20 protein-coding genes are annotated in these 18,509 nt (G+C 68.7%); 7 read left to right on the plus strand and 13 right to left on the minus strand.

The window, feature by feature from the left end:
• Window positions 1-21 precede the first annotated feature (21 nt).
• On the plus strand, window positions 22-1,044 hold the full coding sequence (gene holA, locus M2351_RS00430; protein WP_264654212.1) for a DNA polymerase III subunit delta: 1,023 nt from the start codon (window positions 22-24) through the stop codon (window positions 1,042-1,044).
• Window positions 1,045-1,053: 9 nt separating this feature from the next.
• Here holA and M2351_RS00435 read toward each other — a convergent pair whose 3' ends face one another.
• The 8 genes from M2351_RS00435 to M2351_RS00470 form a co-directional block, all read right to left on the minus strand.
• The gene (locus M2351_RS00435; protein WP_264654213.1) at window positions 1,054-1,716 is read right to left on the minus strand and encodes a class I SAM-dependent methyltransferase; all 663 of its coding nucleotides are present in this window, start codon (window positions 1,714-1,716) and stop codon (window positions 1,054-1,056) included.
• A 3-nt stretch (window positions 1,717-1,719) separates the two neighbouring features.
• Window positions 1,720-2,637 (minus strand): ParB/RepB/Spo0J family partition protein, encoded by a 918-nt coding sequence (locus tag M2351_RS00440; RefSeq protein WP_264654214.1) that lies wholly within the window; start codon window positions 2,635-2,637, stop codon window positions 1,720-1,722.
• Window positions 2,637-3,431: a ParA family protein gene (locus tag M2351_RS00445; protein ID WP_209767805.1), complete on the minus strand. Its 795-nt coding sequence runs from the start codon at window positions 3,429-3,431 to the stop codon at window positions 2,637-2,639. Before M2351_RS00445 ends, M2351_RS00440 begins: the two co-directional genes overlap by 1 nt.
• Window positions 3,432-3,480: 49 nt before the next feature.
• Window positions 3,481-4,095, minus strand: a complete 615-nt coding sequence (gene rsmG, locus M2351_RS00450; RefSeq protein WP_264654215.1) for a 16S rRNA (guanine(527)-N(7))-methyltransferase RsmG — start codon at window positions 4,093-4,095, stop codon at window positions 3,481-3,483.
• A complete protein-coding gene (gene mnmG / locus M2351_RS00455; protein WP_264654216.1) occupies window positions 4,095-5,963 on the minus strand; it encodes a tRNA uridine-5-carboxymethylaminomethyl(34) synthesis enzyme MnmG in 1,869 nt (622 codons plus the stop codon). The genes rsmG and mnmG overlap by 1 nt, the downstream gene beginning before the upstream one ends.
• Before the next feature lie 94 nt (window positions 5,964-6,057).
• On the minus strand, window positions 6,058-7,392 hold the full coding sequence (gene mnmE, locus M2351_RS00460) for a tRNA uridine-5-carboxymethylaminomethyl(34) synthesis GTPase MnmE (protein WP_264654217.1): 1,335 nt from the start codon (window positions 7,390-7,392) through the stop codon (window positions 6,058-6,060).
• Window positions 7,393-7,425: 33 nt separating this feature from the next.
• Complete coding sequence (locus M2351_RS00465; RefSeq protein ID WP_264654218.1) at window positions 7,426-7,785, minus strand: (2Fe-2S) ferredoxin domain-containing protein; 360 nt, start codon at window positions 7,783-7,785, stop codon at window positions 7,426-7,428.
• Window positions 7,782-8,033: a DUF6489 family protein gene (locus tag M2351_RS00470; RefSeq protein WP_209767800.1), complete on the minus strand. Its 252-nt coding sequence runs from the start codon at window positions 8,031-8,033 to the stop codon at window positions 7,782-7,784. Before M2351_RS00470 ends, M2351_RS00465 begins: the two co-directional genes overlap by 4 nt.
• Before the next feature lie 153 nt (window positions 8,034-8,186).
• Here M2351_RS00470 and M2351_RS00475 point away from each other — a divergent pair, with 153 nt between their 5' ends.
• Genes M2351_RS00475 through M2351_RS00485 form a run of 3 tightly spaced genes read left to right on the plus strand, consistent with a single transcriptional unit; the run spans window position 8,187 to window position 11,732 of the window.
• A complete protein-coding gene (locus M2351_RS00475; protein WP_264654219.1) occupies window positions 8,187-10,208 on the plus strand; it encodes a thioredoxin domain-containing protein in 2,022 nt (673 codons plus the stop codon).
• Between the two features lie 4 nt (window positions 10,209-10,212).
• Window positions 10,213-10,737, plus strand: a complete 525-nt coding sequence (locus M2351_RS00480) for a methylated-DNA--[protein]-cysteine S-methyltransferase (RefSeq protein ID WP_264654220.1) — start codon at window positions 10,213-10,215, stop codon at window positions 10,735-10,737.
• Window positions 10,738-10,757: 20 nt separating this feature from the next.
• Window positions 10,758-11,732 (plus strand): quinone oxidoreductase family protein, encoded by a 975-nt coding sequence (locus M2351_RS00485; RefSeq protein WP_264654221.1) that lies wholly within the window; start codon window positions 10,758-10,760, stop codon window positions 11,730-11,732.
• Window positions 11,733-11,777: 45 nt separating this feature from the next.
• On the opposite strand, the gene dnaQ is transcribed toward M2351_RS00485, so the two are convergent.
• The 5 genes from dnaQ to M2351_RS00510 are packed head-to-tail and all read right to left on the minus strand — an operon-like array spanning window position 11,778 to window position 15,423.
• The gene (gene dnaQ, locus M2351_RS00490; RefSeq protein ID WP_264654222.1) at window positions 11,778-12,455 is read right to left on the minus strand and encodes a DNA polymerase III subunit epsilon; all 678 of its coding nucleotides are present in this window, start codon (window positions 12,453-12,455) and stop codon (window positions 11,778-11,780) included.
• Window positions 12,448-13,092, minus strand: a complete 645-nt coding sequence (gene coaE, locus M2351_RS00495; RefSeq protein WP_264654223.1) for a dephospho-CoA kinase — start codon at window positions 13,090-13,092, stop codon at window positions 12,448-12,450. Before coaE ends, dnaQ begins: the two co-directional genes overlap by 8 nt.
• Window positions 13,093-13,098: 6 nt before the next feature.
• Window positions 13,099-13,938, minus strand: a complete 840-nt coding sequence (locus tag M2351_RS00500) for a shikimate dehydrogenase (protein ID WP_264654224.1) — start codon at window positions 13,936-13,938, stop codon at window positions 13,099-13,101.
• Window positions 13,939-13,945: 7 nt separating this feature from the next.
• Complete coding sequence (locus tag M2351_RS00505; protein WP_264654225.1) at window positions 13,946-14,548, minus strand: Maf family protein; 603 nt, start codon at window positions 14,546-14,548, stop codon at window positions 13,946-13,948.
• Window positions 14,545-15,423, minus strand: a complete 879-nt coding sequence (locus M2351_RS00510; RefSeq protein ID WP_264654226.1) for a pyruvate, water dikinase regulatory protein — start codon at window positions 15,421-15,423, stop codon at window positions 14,545-14,547. The genes M2351_RS00505 and M2351_RS00510 overlap by 4 nt, the downstream gene beginning before the upstream one ends.
• 448 nt (window positions 15,424-15,871) lie before the next feature.
• On the opposite strand from M2351_RS00510, the gene hemE reads away from it, so the two are divergent.
• The 3 genes from hemE (at window position 15,872) to hemJ (ending at window position 18,492) form a co-directional block, all read left to right on the plus strand.
• Complete coding sequence (gene hemE, locus M2351_RS00515; protein WP_264656809.1) at window positions 15,872-16,897, plus strand: uroporphyrinogen decarboxylase; 1,026 nt, start codon at window positions 15,872-15,874, stop codon at window positions 16,895-16,897.
• Window positions 16,898-16,982: 85 nt separating this feature from the next.
• A complete protein-coding gene (hemH, locus tag M2351_RS00520; RefSeq protein ID WP_264654227.1) occupies window positions 16,983-18,023 on the plus strand; it encodes a ferrochelatase in 1,041 nt (346 codons plus the stop codon).
• 40 nt (window positions 18,024-18,063) lie between these two features.
• Window positions 18,064-18,492 (plus strand): protoporphyrinogen oxidase HemJ, encoded by a 429-nt coding sequence (gene hemJ, locus M2351_RS00525; RefSeq protein WP_264654228.1) that lies wholly within the window; start codon window positions 18,064-18,066, stop codon window positions 18,490-18,492.
• Window positions 18,493-18,509: the final 17 nt, after the last annotated feature.

Consider the following 18,509-nt stretch of genomic DNA (forward strand, 5'->3'; position numbering starts at 1 on the left):
GCGGGCTGGGGAGATCTCCCCATGAAGCTTCAACCGAAGGCCGTCGACGGCTTCCTGCGCAGCCCGGATCCCCGCATCCGGGCCGTGCTGTTCTATGGCCCCGACAACGGCCTCGTGCGCGACCGCGCGATGACCGTAGGGCGCACTGTCGTCCAGGACCTTTCCGATCCGTTCCGGGTGACGGAGATGCTGGGCCGCGCCGTCGCCGACGACCCGGCGCGTCTGGCCGACGAGGCCGCCGCCATCGCCTTCACCGGCGGGCGCCGGCTGATCCGCGTGCGCGAGGCGGAGGACAACACGACGTCCGCCTTCACGGCCTTCTTGGCCGACCTGCCGCCCGGCGACAGCCTCGTGGTGGTGGAGGGCGGCGACCTCGCCAGCCGGTCGAAACTGCGCACCCTGTTCGAGGGCGCGGACGCCGCTGTGGCCATCCCCTGCTATGTGGAGGAGGAGGCGTCGCTTGGCCGGGTGATCGCCGACATCCTGCACGGACACGGCCTGAGCGCCGATCCGGACGCGCTGACGTTCCTGGCCGGCAACCTCGTCGGCGACCGCATGGTCGCGCGCGGCGAGGTGGAGAAGCTGGCACTCTACATGGGCGGCGAGAAGCGCGTCCGGCTGGAGGACGCGCAGGCCTGCGTCGGAGACAGCGCGGCCCTGTCGCTGGACGAGCCGATTTGGGCGGCGGCGGAGGGAGACTTCCCGACGCTCGATCGTTCGCTGGCGCGCCTGTTCGCGGAAGGCATGGCGGCGGTGGCGATCCTGCGCACCGCGCAGCGGCATTTCCAGCGCCTGCAACTCGTTGCGGGCCAAGTCGCTGCCGGCAAGTCGCCGGACGCGGCCGTGGAGTCGCTGCGCCCGCCGGTGTTCTTCAAGATGAAGCCGCGGCTGGTCAACCAGGCGCGCCGCTGGTCGGCGCCGCTGGTGCGTCAGGCGCTGGAACGGCTGGTGGACGCCGAGGCCGACTGCAAGCGCACCAACATGCCGGACCAAACCATCTGCGCCCGCGTGCTCTTCCAGCTCGCCTCGCTAGCCCGGCGGTAGGGCGGGGCGTCAGTCGGCGAAGGCGCGGAACACGGCGACGCAGCCGACCAGGGCCACGTCGTGGCGCGGGAAGCGCGTCGCCAATTCCCGGTCGAGCGCCTCCACGGTGTCCTCCCGGTTCGAAAAGACACCTTTGGCGTTGTAGAGGTCCATCAAGCGCCGCGCCATCGGGCCGCGCGGCGCGGATCCCTGGACGATCGTCGCGCCGAACAGGACCGCCCTGCGGTTCAGCAGCGGGCGCAGGTGGTCGAACACCACGGCCTTGTCCGCCATGGCTCCCGGCAGGCAATGCAGCAGATACATCATCCCGACCGAGTCGAAGCCTGGATCGTCGAAGTGAATCGGTTCCAGCACGTTGCGGCGGTGGGTTTCCGGCCGGTAGCGCGCGACCCGCCGCGCCGCGAAGGCAAGGCTGTTCTCATTCAGGTCCATCAACGCCAGCCGTGGCTCCAGGTCCGGAAAGCGGCAGTGGTCCAGGTACCAGCCCGTGCCCACCCCGACGTCCAGGTGGTTGCTCGTCACGTTGGCGTCATAGAGGTCGAGCAGCCGCGCGGTCGGGCACTTCCAGAGGCGGTGGTTGGAAAAGCCGAGGACGAGCCCGTCATAGACCCATTTCAGGATCCAGCCTGTGTAGGCCGCCTGTCCGGCGCGGACCGCCTCGGCGTCGGGCACGCGCTACTCCCCGCCGCCGAGTCGGCGCAGAACGTCGTCCAGCTGGTCGAGCGTCTGGTAGTGGATGGTCAGCGTGCCGCCCTTGCCCTGAGGGACGATCGCGACCTTCAGGCCGATCCGGGCGGAGATTTCCTCCTCCAGATTGACCAAGTCGACATCCTTCAGCGTGGGGTCGGAGGCCGGGGAACCGCCGCCACCGTTCTTCTTCGGCTTGGGCGGGGCGTTGCCGCGCATCAGGTCTTCGGTCTGGCGGACGTTGAGGCCGCGCTTGACGACCTCGCGCGCGACCGAGACGGGGTCGGAGGCGGTGAGCAGGGCGCGGGCGTGGCCGGCGCTGAGCGCCCCGTCCTGCACCATGCCCTTGACCGGGTCGGGGAGGGCCAGCAGGCGCATCATGTTGGCGACATGGCTGCGGCTCTTGCCGACCGAGCGCGCCAAGTCTTCCTGCGTGTGCTGAAACTCCTCCATCAAGCGCCGGTAGCCTTCCGCCTCTTCCAACGGGGTCAGGTCCTGGCGCTGGATGTTTTCGATCAGCGCGATTTCCAGCGCTTCGCGGTCGGTCAGCTCGCGGACGACGACCGGCACCTCGTGCAAACCGGCGATCTGGGCGGCGCGCCAGCGGCGTTCGCCGGCGATCAGCTCGTAGGAGTTGGTCGAATCGGGGTCGCGGCGGACGAGCAGGGGCTGGAGGATGCCCTTGTCGCGGATCGACTCGACCAACCCTTGCAGCGCCTCGTCGTCGAAGTTCCGCCGCGGCTGATACTTGCCGGGGTGGATAAACTCGATCGGCACCTGCTTGGACTGGCGCACCTTGTCGATGGCCGAATAGTCGTCGGCCGCCTCGCCGAACAGGGCGGACAGGCCACGGCCCAGGCTGGCACGGCGGGCGGCGCCGCCTTCGGAACGTTTGGTCTCCTCCATCACGCGCTCAGCCTCTTCTCACGGCGCAGCACCTCGCCGGCCAAATGAATGTATGCCTGCGACCCGGGGCAGCGCATGTCGTAGATCAACACCGGCTTGCCGTGGGATGGCGCCTCCGACACTTTCACGTTCCGTGGGATCACGGTGTCGTAGACCTTCTCCCCGAAGAAGCCACGGACGTCGGCGGCGACCATGTCCGACAGGTTGTTGCGCTTGTCGAACATGGTGAGCACGACGCCATGGATGTCGAGGTCGGGGTTGAAGCTGCGCTTCACCCGCTCGATGGTGCGGACGAGGTGGCTGAGACCCTCCAGCGCGTAGAACTCGCACTGCAAGGGAACCATGACGGCGTGCGAGGCGACCAGCGCGTTCAGCGTCAGCAGGCCGAGCGCCGGCGGGCAGTCGATCAACACATAATCGTATTCCAAGGCGCTCTTGCCGACCGCGTCACGCAGGCGGAACTCGCGGTTGTCGGCGGCGACCAACTCGATCTCCGCGCCGGACAGGTCGACGGAGGAGGTGATGATCGACAGGTTCGGCACCGCCGACACCACCGCCGCATCCTCCAGCGCCATGCCGTCGAACAGCACGTCGTAGATGCCGAATCGACGGTCGGCACGCGGAATGCCGAGACCGGTGGAGGCGTTGCCCTGGGGGTCGAGGTCGATCACCAGCACCCGCTTGCCGATGGCGGCGAGCGCGGTGGCGAGGTTGATCGTCGTCGTCGTCTTGCCAACGCCACCCTTCTGGTTGGCGATGGCGATGACGCGGGCGGCGGGCAGGGCGGCGGGCATGGCAGCCTCTCGGGAAGCCTCGGAGCGGGGTAGTCGCGGGGTCGCGGGGTCAGACACGGTCGATGCCACTCACACGCAGGATGGTTCCGGTCGGATCGGTGCGGCTGTCGAAGCGCTCGGTGCGCATCTTCCAATATTTGGTGGTATCGGTCAATTCTTCCGCCACATTTTGGCCCTTCGGAAAGACCGCGATACCGCGATTTCCGATGAACGGGTGCGCCCAGGCCAGCAGATCGGACAGCGGGGCGAGGGCACGCGCGGTGACCACGTCGGCCTCCATGCCGGTGACGGCCTCGATCCGCTTGTTGTGGACGGTGACCTTTGCGTTCGACGCGCGGGCGGCTTCGCGCAGGAAGGCGCACTTGCGCGCGTCGCTCTCCACCAGATGCACCTCCGCCACTCCCATGATGGCGAGCACGAGGCCGGGGAAACCGGCGCCACTGCCGAGGTCGACAAGCACGCGGGCCGACTCCGGGATCAGCGGGAAGAGCTGGGCGGAGTCGAGGAAGTGCCGGCGCCACGCGTCGGGGAGGGTGGACGGGCCGACGAGGTTGATCTTCGGCTGCCACCTGCGCAAAGTCGCCTCGTAGGCGGCGAGGCGGTCAAATGTTTCACGTGAAACACCGGTTTCAGCCTGAAAGGCCACAGCGTCAAAGCCGCACATCAGACCGCCACCTTCACATCGCGCCGCTTCACGTGGCGGAGCAGGGCGACCAGCGCCGCCGGGGTCATGCCGGGGATGCGGGCTGCAGCGCCGAGTGTCGCCGGTCGCGCCTGCCGCAGCTTCTGCCGGATTTCGGCGGAGAGGCTGCCGATGGCGTCCGGATCCAGATCGTCGGGAAGCTCCAGCGCTTCGTCCTTGCGGAAGGCGCGGATGTCCGCTTCCTGTCGGTCGAGATAGCCCGCGTATTTGCCGTCGATTTCCAACTGCTCGGCGATGTCCGCGGGAATCTCCGTCAACTCCGGCCAGAGACGGACGAGGGTGGACAGATCAAGGTCCGGATAGCGCAGCAGGTCGGCCGCAGAGCGCCGCACGCCATCCTGGTTGACCGCGATGCCCTGGCGCTGAAGCTCAGCCGGGGTCGCCTGAAGAGTGCGCACCAAATCACGACCGGTGGACAAAGCCGCCGCTTTCGCCGTGAAGGCGTCCCGCCGCTCCGACCCCACGCAGCCGATGGCGAGCCCTTTGGGCGTCAGCCGCTGGTCGGCGTTGTCGGCGCGCAGCAGCAGGCGGTACTCGGCGCGCGAGGTGAACATGCGATAGGGCTCGTTGGTCCCGCGCGTGATCAGGTCGTCGATCAGGACGCCAATGTAGGCGTCGGCGCGATCGAGGACGAAACCCGCTGCGGAGCACCCGGCGACCATCGCAGCGTTGATCCCGGCCATAAGGCCCTGGGCCGCCGCTTCTTCATAGCCGGTCGTGCCGTTGATCTGGCCGGCGAAGAACAGCCGCGGGACGCGGCGGGTCTCCAGTGTCGGCTTCAGCTCGCGCGGGTCGACGTAGTCGTATTCGATTGCGTAGCCCGGGCGGATCATCGCCGCGCGCTCCAGCCCCGGCATGGTCTTCAGGAAGGCCAGCTGCACGTCGCGGGGCAGGGAGGTGGAGATGCCGTTCGGGTAGACCGTGTCGTCATCCAGCCCCTCCGGCTCCAGGAAGATCTGGTGCCGTTCCTTGTCGGCGAAGCGCACCACCTTGTCCTCGATGGACGGGCAATAGCGCGGGCCGGTGCTCAGGATCTGGCCGGAGTACATCGGCGCCCGGTGGAGGTTGCCGCGGATCAGCGCGTGCATCTCCGGCGTCGTCCATGTGATCGCGCAGTCGATCTGCGGCGTGTCGATCCGGTCGGTCAGGTACGAGAAGGGCGGAGGCGGCAGATCGCCGGGCTGCTTTTCCAGCGCATCCCAGTCGATGGTCTTGCCGTCGAGGCGCGGAGGCGTGCCGGTCTTCAGACGGCCGAGCGGGAAGCCGGCGCGGGCCAGCGTGTCCGACAGGCCGATGGAGGGTGCCTCGCCGACGCGCCCAGCCGGCGTGGTTTCCTCGCCGATGTGGATCAGGCCACGCAGGAAGGTGCCGGTGGTCAAAACCACCGCGCCCGCGGCGATGGTTTCCCCCGCGCCGGTCACCACGCCTGACACGCGCCCGTTCGCGTCGATCGTCAGATCTTCGGCGCCGCCAGCCTCGATGGCCAGGTTCTCCTGTTCCGCCAGGATCGCCTGCATAGCCTTCTTGTAGAGCTTGCGGTCGGCCTGGGCGCGCGGCCCGCGAACGGCGGGCCCTTTGCTGCGGTTCAGGATGCGGAACTGGATGCCGCCGCGGTCGATAGCCCGGGCCATGACACCGTCCAGCGCGTCGATCTCGCGCACGAGATGCCCCTTCGCCAACCCGCCGATGGCCGGGTTGCACGACATTTCGCCGATGGTCTCGACCTTGTGGGTGAGGAGCAGCGTGCGCGCACCCATGCGCGCCGCAGCGGCCGCAGCCTCGCATCCGGCGTGGCCACCGCCGACAACAATGACGTCGAACGTTCGCATGCGCCGCACTCTAGTGAGGAACGGCCCTCAAGCCAAGCGACAGTTTCCCAAAGAGCACGCTTGTTTCACGTGAAACACGGGTGCTTGTGCCGGCTCACTTGCCGATGCAAAAGTCCCGGAAGATCACGTCCAGCAAATCCTCCACATCCACCCGCCCAGTGATGCGCCCAAGCGCCCGGCTGGCCAAGCGGACATCCTCAGCCATCAACTCCGGAAGAGGAGCGTCCAGAGCGCGACGAAGGGCATCGCGGCATTCCTCCAGCGCCGAACGGTGCCGGGCGCGGGTCAGCGCCGGAACGCCGCTGCTGGCGAGCCGGTCCGCAGCAAAGGCCGTCAGGCGCTTCTCCAGATCCGCAAGACCGGCCCCGGTCCGGGCGGACACCGACAGGGCGCCTTGTCCCACAACGACGATGCCGCCATGATCACTCGCCAGGTCCGTCTTGTTCAGCACCACCACCGTGTCGCCATCGACCAACGCCACGGTGGCTGCATCGAGCGCCGGCAGGGCCGTCGCGTCGAACACCGCCACCTTCACGTCGGCGTGCGCCGCGCGGTCGCGGGCACGGCGGATGCCTTCCTCTTCCACTTCATCCGCCGCGGCTTCGCGCAGGCCGGCGGTGTCCGCCAGCACGACCGGATAGCCGCCCAGGTCCAGATGCACCTCAATCACGTCGCGGGTTGTGCCGGCGCGGGCCGAAACGATGGCCGCGTCCCGGCGGGCAAGCGCGTTCAGCAAGCTCGACTTACCGGCGTTCGGCGCGCCGACAATGGCGATGTGCAGCCCCTCGCGCAGACGCTCGCCACGGCCGTTGTCGTCCAAGTGCGTGTCGATCTCCGCCGCCAACGTCGCCAGAACCGGTCGGGCGGCGTCGGACACGCTGGAAGGCAAATCCTCGTCGGGAAAGTCGATGTCCGCCTCGATGTGGGCCAGCGACCGGGTCAGCCGCTCCCGCCAACCGTCGTAGAGCGTGCCGAGCGCGCCCTCCATCTGCCGCAGCGCCTGTCGGCGCTGGGCAGAGGTCTCGGCGTCCACCAGATCGGCGACGGCCTCCGCCTCGGTCAGGTCGAGCTTGCCGTTCTCGAAGGCGCGGCGTGTGAACTCGCCCGGCTCGGCGACGCGCAGGCCGGGCAGGGCGCCCAGCGCCTCCACCACCCCGGCGACCACGGCGCGCCCGCCGTGCAGGTGCAGCTCCACGACATCCTCGCCGGTGAAGCTGCGCGGGGCGGTGAAGTACAGGACCAGTGCGTCGTCCAGCACCTCGCCAGACTTTGGATCGCGCAGCTTCACGAGTTTGGCTTCACGCGGACGCGGCAGGGCTTTGCCGGTCAGTGCGGCCAGGGCGTCGCCGGACGCGAGGCCTGAAATGCGAACCACCGCCACACCGGCGCGGCCGGGGGCGGTGGCAAGGGCGAAAATCGTGTGGATCATCACAAATGGATCATTACAAAGAGGCTGGGGCGCTCAGCCGGCCTGTTCCGGCCGCAGCTCCCTCTGGTCGGTGTCGAGCATCAGACGTTCGACGCGGCCACCCTTCACCAGATGGGTGTTCAGGATCTCATCAACGTCGGCCGGGGAGTGGTAGGTGTACCAGACGCCTTCCGGGTAGATGACCATGGTCGGCCCCAGCTCGCAGCGGTCCAGGCAACCAGCGGCGTTGACCCGCACCTTGCCGTCCAGGCCCAGTTCCCGCGCACGGGCCTTCATATAGTCGCGGAGCTTTTCGGAACCGTGGGCGGCGCAGGAGCCGCGCTTGTGCCCATCGGGGCGTCGGTTGGTGCAGCAGAAGACGTGGGCTTCGAAATAGGGCTTCGGATCGGTCACTTGCGTCCATCCTGTCCCATGGCGGCGGCCATCTGGGACCAAAACATTTTCTGCAGCTGCTCCATGCCCTGGATGCCCGCCGGCAGCCAAGTCTTCATCATCGTCTCCGGGTCCATGGCGTGCAGGCTGGCCGTCATGCGGTCCTGGATTTCCTGCATCATGGCGTCCTGCATCGGCTTCACGTCGGGCAGGCCCAGGAAGTGACGCGCCTCGTCGGGTGTGCAATCGATGTCGATGGTGATCTTCATGGCCCCATTCCCTCGGAAAGCGCGTGGTACGCGGGAAATTAAGGGTTGAGCGCCGCTTCGGCTCATGCCCCACTATACAGATAGGGAGAACTGGTGCAACGGCACCGCCGCGCCAGTTTAATACGGAACGCTCCAGCAAACGGAAACGCCCACATGCCCGAGAATCAGCTCGGCCGGGAGACCAGCCCCTACCTGCTCCAGCACAAGGACAACCCCGTCCATTGGATGGCCTGGGGCTCGGATGCCTTCGAGCGGGCGAAGCGCGAGAACAAGCCCATCCTGCTGTCGGTTGGCTACGCCGCCTGCCACTGGTGCCACGTCATGGCGCACGAAAGCTTCGAGAATCCCGAGGTCGCCGCGGTGATGAACGACCTGTTCGTCAACATCAAGGTGGACCGGGAGGAGCGGCCGGACGTCGACCAGATTTATCAGTCGGCCCTCGCCCTCCTGGGGCAGCAGGGCGGCTGGCCGCTGACCATGTTCCTGACGCCGGAGGCGGAGCCCTTCTGGGGCGGCACCTACTTCCCGCCGACGTCCCGCTACGGCCGGCCCGGCTTCCCCGACGTGCTGCAGGGGGTGGCGGACACTTACCGCACAAAGCCGGAGAACGTGACGCGCAACGTCACGGCCCTGAAGGACGCGTTGGCCAAGCTGTCGGAGAACAAGGCCGCCGGCGCCATCGACATGGCGCTGATCGACCAGATCGCCGAGCGGCTGGCGCGGGAGGTGGACCCCTTCAACGGCGGCATCGGCAGCGCGCCGAAGTTTCCGCAGGTGCCGATCTTCGAGCTTCTGTGGCGCGCCTGGCAACGGACGGGGAAGGAGCCCTACCGCGCCGCCGTGCTGAACACGCTGGCCCACATGAGCCAGGGCGGCATCTACGACCATGTCGGCGGCGGCTTCGCCCGCTATTCGGTCGACGAGATGTGGCTGGTCCCGCATTTCGAGAAGATGCTCTACGACAACGCGGAGCTTCTCGACCTGCTGACGCTGGTCTGGCAGGAGGAGCGGGAGCCGCTGTTCGAGGACCGCATCCGCGAGACGGTCGGCTGGCTGCTGCGCGAGATGATCGCGGAGGGCGGGGCCTTCGCCGCGACGCTCGACGCCGACAGCGAGGGGGAGGAGGGCCTCTTCTACGTCTGGAACGAGGAGGAGATCGACCGGCTGCTCGACGGCCCGGACGCAGCACTCTTCAAGCGGATCTACAACGTCACGCCCCAAGGCAACTGGGAAGGCGCCACGATCCTGAACCGCCTGCACCGGATCGAGCGGCTGGACGACGAGACGGAGGCCAAGCTGGCGAGCCTGCGCGCCGTCCTGTTCCGGGAGCGCGCGACGCGGGTCCGGCCGGGCTGGGACGACAAGGTGTTGGCCGACTGGAACGGCCTGATGATCGCGGCACTGGCCCACGCCGGGATGGCGCTGGACGAGCCGGATTGGATCGCCGCTGCCCAGCGCGCCTTCGCCTTCGTGCGCGACCGCATGCAAGAGGGCGGTCGGTTGCGCCACAGCTGGCGGGCCGGACAGCTGAAGCACGCGGCGACGTTGGACGACTACGCCCACATGACGCGGGCCGCCCTGGCCCTGCACGAGGCCACCGGTGATCCGGCGACGCTGGAGCAGGCGCGGGCCTGGGTGGCGGCGCTCGATCGGCATTTCTGGGACGGGGGGGCGGGCGGCTACTTCTACACGGCCGACGACGCGACCGACCTGATCGTCCGAACCAAGTCGGCGCACGACAGCGCCATCCCCAGCGGCAACGGCACGATGCTGGCTGTGCTGGCGACGCTCTATCACCGCACGGGCGAGGACGCCTACCGCGAGCGCGCCGACGCGCTGGTCGCCGCCTTCTCCGGGGAGCTGGGCCGCAACTTCTTCCCGCTGCCCACCTTCCTGAACGCCGTGGAGCTGTTGCAGAACGCGGTGCAGGTGGTGATCGTCGGCGATCCGGACGGGGCGGACACGCGGGCGCTGCGCCGCGCGGTGCTCGACCAATCGCTGCCGAACCGCATCCTCAGCCTGGTTCAGCCGGGAACGGATCTGCCGGCCAGCCACCCGGCGCACGGCAAGGGCATGCAGGGCGGCGCGGCGACCGCCTACGTCTGCACCGGCATGACCTGCTCGCCGCCGGTGACCAAGCCCGACGCCTTGGCCGACGCCCTGGACCGGAGGTGAGACCATGGGACGCCTGACCATCGACAGCCCGCTCGGGCCGCTGACCCTGACCAGCGCCGATGGCGCCATTGTGGCCCTTGATTGGGGGGCCCTGGACTGGGGACGGCAGGGGGACGACGCGCCGGACCCGGTGCTGGAGGAGGCCGCCCGGCAGCTCGCCGACTATTTCGCGGGCAAGCGGACGGGCTTCGACCTGCCGCTGGCGCCACGTGGAACGGCCTTCCGCCAGAAGGTCTGGGCGGCAATGCTGGCCATCCCGCCCGGAACGGTGCTGACCTACGGCGACGTCGCCCGCATGCTGGACAGCGCGCCGCGCGCGGTCGGCGGAGCCTGCGGGGCGAACCCGATCCCGGTCATCATTCCCTGCCACCGCATCGTCGGCAGCGGCGGCGCGCCGGGCGGTTATTCCGGCTTCGGCGGGTTGGAGACCAAGGACTGGCTGCTCCGGCACGAAGGCTTCCGGGGGAAGGCCGGCAGGGCGGTGACAGGCACCGCGGCCGGCGATACGCTGACGCTTCAGCTTTTATAAGAAGGGGGGAGGGAGCCACCATGGTTCACGCGATCCGCATCCATGAATACGGCGGACCCGAGGCGCTGCGCTGGGACGAGGTCGAGGTGGGCGATCCTGGCCCCGGTCAGGTGCGGCTGCGCCAGACCGCCGTCGGGCTGAACTACATCGACACCTATCACCGCTCCGGCCTCTACAAGCTGCCGCAGCTTCCGGCCGTGATCGGCACCGAAGGCGCCGGCGTGGTGGAGGCCGTGGGGCCGGATGTCACGACGCTGAAGGTCGGCGACCGCGTCGCCTACGCGCCGCTGATCGGTGCCTATGCGGAATCGCGGCTCGCGCCCGCCGACCGGCTGGTTCCGCTGCCGAGCTGGATCGAGGACAAGCAGGCCGCCGCCATGATGCTCCAGGGCATGACGGCGCAGTTCCTGATCCGCTCGACCTACGCGGTGCAGCCGGGCGACACCATCCTGGTGCAGGCGGCGGCCGGCGGCGTCGGGCTGATCCTCTGCCAGTGGGCGAAGCATCTGGGCGCCACGGTCATCGGCACGGTCAGCAGCGACGAAAAGGCGGAGTTGGCCCGCGCCAACGGCTGTGACCATCCCATTGTCTACACCCGCGAGAATTTCGTGACCCGGGTGAAGGACATCACCGACGGGCAGGGCGTGCCGGTCGTCTACGACGGCGTCGGCAAGACGACCTTCATGGACAGCCTGGACTGCCTGCGCCCGCGCGGCTTCATGGTGCTGTTCGGCGCGGCGTCTGGCCCGGTGCCGCCGCTCGACCTGCAGCTTCTGGCCGCCAAGGGCTCGCTCTACGTCACGCGGCCGACGCTGTTCACCTACGTCGCCAAGCGCGAGGACCTGATGACGAGCGCGGCCGACCTGTTCGAGGTGGTGCACACCGGCGGGGTAAACATCAACGTCCGCCAGACCTTCTCGCTGCGCGACGCGGCGGAGGCCCACCGGGCGCTGGAGTCCCGCGGCACGACGGGGTCGACGGTGCTGTTGCCGTAAGGCGATTCAACCCTCTCCCGGCCCCGCCGGGAGAGGGGATTGACGTCACTCCGCAACCCACAGCGGGTTCTTCAACTTCCCCAGAAGCTCCGCGTGGGCCGACAGCTCCTCCTCGCTCGGGGCGTGGGGGCGGGGGGCGCGGTAGGGGCGGTCGATGCGGATGGAGGTCCCGCCGGTGCCCAGCGGGCCGGCGGATAGGGCGAGGCCCGCTTGGCGGCCACCCAGCAGCTCCAGATAGACCTCGGCCAGCAGCTGCGCGTCGAGCAGAGCGCCGTGGTAGGTGCGGCTGGAATTGTCGATGCCGAAGCGCTTGCAGAGCGCGTCCAGGGTGGCCGGGGCGCCGGGGAATTTCTGGCGCGCCATCATCAGCGTGTCGACGGCGCGGTCCCTGGGCATCACCGGGTAGCCGGCGATCTTCAGCTCCCAGTTCAGGAAGTTCATGTCGAAGGCCGCGTTGTGGATCACCAGCGGGGCGTCGCCGATGAACTCCACGAAGTCCGCCACCACGGCGTTGAACAGCGGCTTGTCCGCCAGGAACTCCCCGGTCAGGCCGTGCACCGCCACGGCGTCGGCCGGCACGTCGCGTTCCGGGTTGATGTAGCGGTGGAAGTTTCGGCCGGTCGCAACGTGGTTGACCAGCTCGACGCAGCCGATTTCGATCAGCCGGTGCCCTTCTTCAGGCTTGAAGCCCGTCGTTTCGGTATCGAGCACGATTTCACGCATGACTCACCTGTCCCGGCTGGTAACCCCGCGGTGGCCAGTGCCGGCCGCGGAGACGTTTCACGTCCGCAATGATCTTCCCCAGGGCCCGTCGGGTGCGAAGGCGGCCGTCGCCGGTGTTCACGACGTAATCGGCGCGCCGGCGCTTCTCCGCGTCGGGCGTCTGCCGCAGGAGAATAGCGGCGAACTTCTCCGGCGTCATGCCCGGCCGCGCGAGGACCCGCGCCTTCTGCACCAGGAAAGGGGCGGTGACCACCACGGTGCGGTCCACACGCCGCTCGCCGCCGGTTTCGAACAGCAGAGGGATGTCGAGCACCGCGACGCGGACGCCGCGCCGGGCCGCGCGAGCCAGGAAAACGCGCTGCGCCTCCCGCACGGCGGGGTGCAGGATGGCCTCCAGCCGCTTCAGCGCCTCCGCGTTGCCGAAGACCGCGGCGCCCAGCGCGCGGCGGTCGACCGCGCCGTCGCGGACCACGCCGGGGAAGGCGGCGTCGATGGCCGGTACGGCGGCGCCGTGCTTGGCCAGCAGCCCATGCACCACGGCGTCGCTGTCGCACACCGGCGCGCCCATGCGCTTCAGCATGCGCGCCGCCGTGCTCTTGCCCATGCCGATGGACCCCGTGAGGCCAAGTACGATCATGGCGCCTCAGCCCGCAAGCACGACGCGGCGCAGTTCCTCGGTCACCTCGGGTTCGGTGCCGAACCAGGCAGCGAAACCAGGGCGGGCCTGATGGAGCAGCATGCCGACGCCGTCCACCACGCGGTTGCCGCGGGTCTGCGCCGCCTCCAGCAGCGGGGTGATCAGGGGCGTGTAGACGATGTCGGTGACGACCGCCGAGGCTGGCAGGGCGCGCAGGTCCAGATCCAACGGCGGCTGGCCGGCCATGCCCTGGGTGGTGGTGTTGACGACCAGGGCCGCCCCCTCCAGCAGGGTTTCACGTGAAACCCAATCGGCGACTTCGATGGCGCCGCCAATATCTCCGGCGAGTTCCTCCGCCCGCGCCTTGGTCCGGTTGACCAGCCAGACCAGCGGCGCGCCCTCGTCCAGCAGCGAGGCGACGACCGCGCGCGCCGCCCCTCCGGCGCCGATCACCAACGCCGGCCCATCGGACGCCTTCCAGCCCGGCGCGCCACTCTTCAGGTTCTCGATGAAGCCGAAGCCGTCGGTGTTGCGGCCCTCCAGCGTCCCGTCCTCGCCGACCACGATGGTGTTCACCGCGCCCATGCGCTTGGCCGTGGCGTCCAGCCGGTCCACCGTGCGGTAGGCCGCCTCCTTGTGCGGGACGGTGACGTTGCAGCCGCGGAAGCCCAGCGCGGGCAGGGCGCGGATGGCCTGCTCCACGCAGTCGGGCGGAACGGCCAGCGGCACGTAGGCGCCGTCGATCCCGTAGCGCTCCAGCCAATGCCCGTGCAGCCGGGGGGAGCGCGAATGCCCGACCGGCCAACCCATGACGCCGGCCAGCCTGGCCTTGCCGCTGATCATCATTCCGCCCTCACTCCCCAATCACCCCATGCACGCGCAGGAACCCGAGCAGCGGCAGAAGCGGCAGCCCCAGGATCGTGAAGAAGTCGCCGTCGACGCGCTGGAACAGCTGCGCCCCCAGCCCTTCCAGCTGGTAGGCGCCGACGGAGTGCAGCACGCCGTCGCCGGTCTGGTCCAGATAGGACTCCAGGAAGGCGTCGCTGAAGGGGCGCATGGCCAGGCGGGCGCGGTCCACCTGGTGCCACAGCCGCTCCCCGTCGCGCACCACGACGGCGCAACTGACCAGCCGGTGCGTCTTGCCGCGCAGATCCTTCAGCTGCTCCCGCGCGGCGTCGCGCCCGGTCGGCTTGTCGAACCAGCGGCCGTCGCATTCCAGCATCTGGTCGGCGCCGATCACCAGCGCGCCCGGATGCTTGCGGGTCACGCGCTGCGCCTTCAGTTCGGCCAGCGTCTCCGCCACCTCGTCCACGCCGATGCCCTCGGTGCGGGCGGCGAGCTTGATTTCCTCCTCGTCCACCGCGGTGGGGGCCAGGGTGACGCGCACGCCGGCGCGCTCCAGCATCTCCGCGCGCGTCTTCGAGCCGGACGCCAGGACGACCGCCGGACCGCTCACGGCACACCGCCGGGCTTGCCGCCGCCGCCACCACCCGGAAGCACACCGCCCGGCAGACCGAGGCCGCCGGACTGGCGCCGGGCGAGCAGCATCATGATCTCCGCCGCGGTCTCCTCGATGGAGCGGCGGGACACGTCGATCACCGGCCAGCCGCGCCGGCTGAACATGCGCCGCGCGTCGGTCACCTCGTTGCGCACCACCTCCGGGTCGGCGTAGGTGGAGCTGTCGTTCTGGTTCAGCAGCTTCAGCCGGTTGCGCCGGATCTGGACGAGCCGGTCCGGGTCCTTGGTCAGGCCGACGATCAGCGGGCGGGTCAGCTTCTCGATCTCCGGCGGCAGGGGGCAGCCCGGCACGATCGGAATGTTCGCCGCCTTGATGCCGCGGTTGGCCAGATAGATGCAGGTCGGCGTCTTGGAGGTGCGCGACACGCCCATCAGGATGACGTCGGCCTCGTGCAGGTCCCAGTTCGACTGGCCGTCGTCGTGGGCCAGCGCGAAATCCATGGCGTCCATGCGGCCGAAATACTCGGCGTCCAGCGCGTGCTGGCGGCCGGGCTGGCGCTGCGATTCCACGCCCAGGAAGGCGGCCAGCGCGTTGATCAGCGGATCCAGCACCGGGATGCAGGGCACCTGCACCTCACGGCAGAAGTCCTGGAGCCGGCGGCGCAGCGTCTCGTCCACCAGCGTGAACATGACGAGGCCGGGATGCTCCTGGATGCCTTCCAGCACCATGTCGAGCTGCCGGTCGGTGCGCACGAGGTTCCAGAAATGCTCGACCGGACGCACGTCGTCGAACTGGATGACGCAGGCGCGGGCCACGCTGTTGATCGTCTCGCCCGTCGCGTCGGACACAAGATGCAGATGGAACTGTCTCATCCGTCCCCAAAGTGTTGTGGAGAACCCGATCCAAACCTGTGGATATCGGGGATCCCCGGATTCTATCCCCCAGGGCGGGACTCACCGCCCCCGCTGGAGCCCCCTTCGGGATGATTCCGCCGCCCTCTTCGGAAGATGGGAACAACCGGCCGCGCGGACCATGTTATCCACGGGATTCCCAGGCTTCGTGATATAGCATTTCCGCCGTTTCCGGCGAAAGCGTCCGGAGTCGTCCACAGAAGGCCGAATCGGTCCCCAGGAATCGAGTCCGCCTGTGGATGAATCCGGGCAAAGCGGGGATTCCCGCTATCCACAGGCTCCCACTACCCCATCTTCCTTTCTCATCTTAAAAAGAATACTGAGTAGGGGAGATAAGCCCGGGCGCTGGGATTCCGGGGAAAACTCCATCTGTAGGGAACGATCCGCCGTGTCCGAAATTCTGAAGCCGATGCTCGCCGCGCTCGCCGGCGAGGTGCGTTCGCGCCCGCCCTTCTGGCTGATGCGCCAGGCCGGGCGGTACCTGCCGGAATACCGCGCCCTGCGGGCCAAGGCGGGCAGCTTCCTGGACATGTGCTACAACCCGGACCACGCGGTGGAGGTGACGCTCCAGCCGCTGCGCCGCTACGACATGGACGCGGCGATTCTGTTCTCCGACATCCTGGTGGTGCCGCACGCGCTGGGGCAGCCGCTGGCCTTCCAGGAAGGCGAGGGGCCGAAGCTGGACCCTGTGAGAAACGTGGAAGACCTGAAGCGCCTGTCCCGCGACCGCTTCCACGAGCGGCTGGAGCCGGTCTACGAGACGTTGCGCCGGCTCTCCAGCGCGATTCCGGAACACACCACGTTGATCGGCTTCGCGGGCGCGCCCTGGACCATCGCCTGCTACATGGTGGAAGGGGCAGGGTCCAAGGAATACGCGTATGTGAAGCGCTGGGCCTACAGCGACCCCGCCGGATTCGGCATGCTGATGGATCTGCTGGTCGAGACGACCGCCGATTACCTCTGCACCCAGATCGAGGCGGGGGCGGAGGTTGTGCAACTGTTCGACAGCTGGGCGGGCGTCCTGCCGGCCGGGGAGTTCCGCCGCTGGGTCATCGAGCCGACGCGGCGGATTGTCGCACTGGTGAAGGCGCGCCACCCCGGAATCCCGGTCATCGGTTTCCCGCGCGGTGCGGGCCTCTGCTATGAGGACTACGTGTCCGGGGCTGGGGTGACCGCGGTCGGGCTCGACACCACCGTCCCGCCTCTCTGGGCGGCCCGCAACCTGCAATCCCGCGTGCCGGTGCAGGGCAACCTGGATCCGATCATGCTCGCCGTCGGTGGCGAGGCGCTGCGCACGGCGGCTACGGACATCCTGGAGACGCTGTCCGGCCGGCCCTTCGTCTTCAACCTGGGCCACGGCGTCATCCAGACGACCCCGCCGGAGCATGTGGCGGAGCTGGCACGGCTGATCAAGGAATGGCCGAACCGCGGATAGATTCCGCAGCTGGGGGGCTGGACATGGGCGCGGCCGCGCTCCAGTTTACGGCACCATGTCCGCCCCACCATCCGGTTCCCGATCGATGCAGCGCGTAGCCGTCGTCCTGTTCAACCTCGGCGGGCCCGACAGCCCGGAGGCCGTGCGGCCGTTCCTGTTCAACCTGTTCGCCGACCCGGCGATCATCCGCATCCCGAATCCGTTCCGCACGATTCTCGCCAGCTTCATCTCGGGCCGGCGCGCCAAGGCGGCCAAGGCGATCTACGCCGAACTCGGCGGCAAGTCGCCGCTGCTGGAGAACACCGAGGCGCAGGCCGCGGCGCTGGAATCGGTTCTGAAGGGGCAGGGGATGGAGGCCAAGGTCTTCATCGCCATGCGCTACTGGAACCCGATGAGCGCCGAGACGGCGGCCCGGGTGAAGGAGTATGCGCCGGATCTGGTCGTGCTGCTGCCGCTCTACCCGCAATTCTCCACCACCACCACGGGCTCCAGCGACCGCGTCTGGCGGGAGGCGGCGAAGACGGTGGGGCTGACCGCGCCGACGCGGCTGCTCTGCTGCTACCCGACCCAGGCGGGCTTCATCGACGCGTCGGCCGCGGTGATCCGGCTGCTGTACGAGCAGGCCGGCAAGCACGGCAAGCCGCGCGTGCTGTTCTCCGCCCACGGGCTGCCGAAGAAGGTCGTGGCCGGCGGCGACCCCTACCAGTGGCAGTGCGAGCGCACGGCGGAATCCATTGTCGCCGCGCTGGGCATCGACGACCTGGACTGGGTCAACTGCTACCAGAGCCGGGTTGGCCCGCTGGAATGGATCGGCCCCTCGACCGACGCGGAGATCCGCCGCGCCGGCCAGGACGGCGTGCCGATCCTGGTGGCGCCCATCGCCTTCGTGTCGGAGCATTCCGAGACGCTGGTGGAGATCGAGATCGAATACCGCCACCTTGCCAAGGAGGTCGGCGTGCCCTGGTTCGGCCGCGTGCCGACGGTAGGGGTGGAGCCGGCCTTCATCGAAGGGCTGGCCCGGCTGGTCCGCCTGTCGGTCGGAAACAAGGCGCCCATCTGCGCCCAGAACGGCGGCAAGGTCTGCCCGGACGGCTTCTCCGGCTGCCCGCAGCAGGCCCGCGCGTAAATCCACGGAGAAGGGCCAAGAAATAGAGAAGGGGACTTCGGTGCTGTACGACTGGATCAAGGCGCTGCACGTCATCAGCATCATCGCCTGGATGGCCGGGATGCTCTACCTGCCGCGCCTCTTCGTCTACCACTGCGAGACGGCGCCGGGCTCCGACTCCTCGGAGCGGTTCAAGGTGATGGAACGCCGCCTGATGCGCGCCATCATGAACCCGGCGATGATCGCCGCCTTCGTCTTCGGCATCACGCTGATCGCACTGAATCCGGGCTGGATGAGCCAGGGATGGCTGCACGCCAAGATCCTGTTCGTGCTGGGCCTCGCCGCCGTGCACGGCATGATGTCGCGCTGGCGCAAGGACTTCGAGGCCGACCGCAACACGCACCCCCAGCGCTTCTTCCGCATCATGAACGAGGTGCCGACCCTGCTGATGATCGGCATCGTCATCCTCGTCGTGGTGAAGCCGTTCTGACGCTCCTTTGCCCTTCT

Source organism: Azospirillum canadense, from assembly GCF_025961225.1.
In the GTDB taxonomy this organism is placed as follows: domain Bacteria; phylum Pseudomonadota; class Alphaproteobacteria; order Azospirillales; family Azospirillaceae; genus Azospirillum; species Azospirillum canadense.

Excerpts from the sequence above, each read along its gene's own strand:
- M2351_RS00510 (WP_264654226.1), bottom strand. The coding sequence starts at position 15,423 with ATGAGACAGTTCCATCTGCATCTTGTGTCCGACGCGACGGGCGAGACG.
- mnmG (WP_264654216.1), bottom strand. The coding sequence starts at position 5,963 with ATGCGAACGTTCGACGTCATTGTTGTCGGCGGTGGCCACGCCGGATGC.
- M2351_RS00480 (WP_264654220.1), top strand. The coding sequence starts at position 10,213 with ATGGGACGCCTGACCATCGACAGCCCGCTCGGGCCGCTGACCCTGACC.
- M2351_RS00445 (WP_209767805.1), bottom strand. The coding sequence starts at position 3,431 with ATGCCCGCCGCCCTGCCCGCCGCCCGCGTCATCGCCATCGCCAACCAG.
- mnmE (WP_264654217.1), bottom strand. The coding sequence starts at position 7,392 with ATGATCCACACGATTTTCGCCCTTGCCACCGCCCCCGGCCGCGCCGGT.
- coaE (WP_264654223.1), bottom strand. The coding sequence starts at position 13,092 with ATGATCGTACTTGGCCTCACGGGGTCCATCGGCATGGGCAAGAGCACG.
- M2351_RS00475 (WP_264654219.1), top strand. The coding sequence starts at position 8,187 with ATGCCCGAGAATCAGCTCGGCCGGGAGACCAGCCCCTACCTGCTCCAG.
- hemH (WP_264654227.1), top strand. The coding sequence starts at position 16,983 with ATGCAGCGCGTAGCCGTCGTCCTGTTCAACCTCGGCGGGCCCGACAGC.
- dnaQ (WP_264654222.1), bottom strand. The coding sequence starts at position 12,455 with ATGCGTGAAATCGTGCTCGATACCGAAACGACGGGCTTCAAGCCTGAA.
- M2351_RS00470 (WP_209767800.1), bottom strand. The coding sequence starts at position 8,033 with ATGAAGATCACCATCGACATCGATTGCACACCCGACGAGGCGCGTCAC.
- hemE (WP_264656809.1), top strand. The coding sequence starts at position 15,872 with ATGCTCGCCGCGCTCGCCGGCGAGGTGCGTTCGCGCCCGCCCTTCTGG.
- holA (WP_264654212.1), top strand. The coding sequence starts at position 22 with ATGAAGCTTCAACCGAAGGCCGTCGACGGCTTCCTGCGCAGCCCGGAT.
- M2351_RS00500 (WP_264654224.1), bottom strand. The coding sequence starts at position 13,938 with ATGATGATCAGCGGCAAGGCCAGGCTGGCCGGCGTCATGGGTTGGCCG.
- rsmG (WP_264654215.1), bottom strand. The coding sequence starts at position 4,095 with ATGTGCGGCTTTGACGCTGTGGCCTTTCAGGCTGAAACCGGTGTTTCA.
- M2351_RS00440 (WP_264654214.1), bottom strand. The coding sequence starts at position 2,637 with ATGGAGGAGACCAAACGTTCCGAAGGCGGCGCCGCCCGCCGTGCCAGC.
- M2351_RS00485 (WP_264654221.1), top strand. The coding sequence starts at position 10,758 with ATGGTTCACGCGATCCGCATCCATGAATACGGCGGACCCGAGGCGCTG.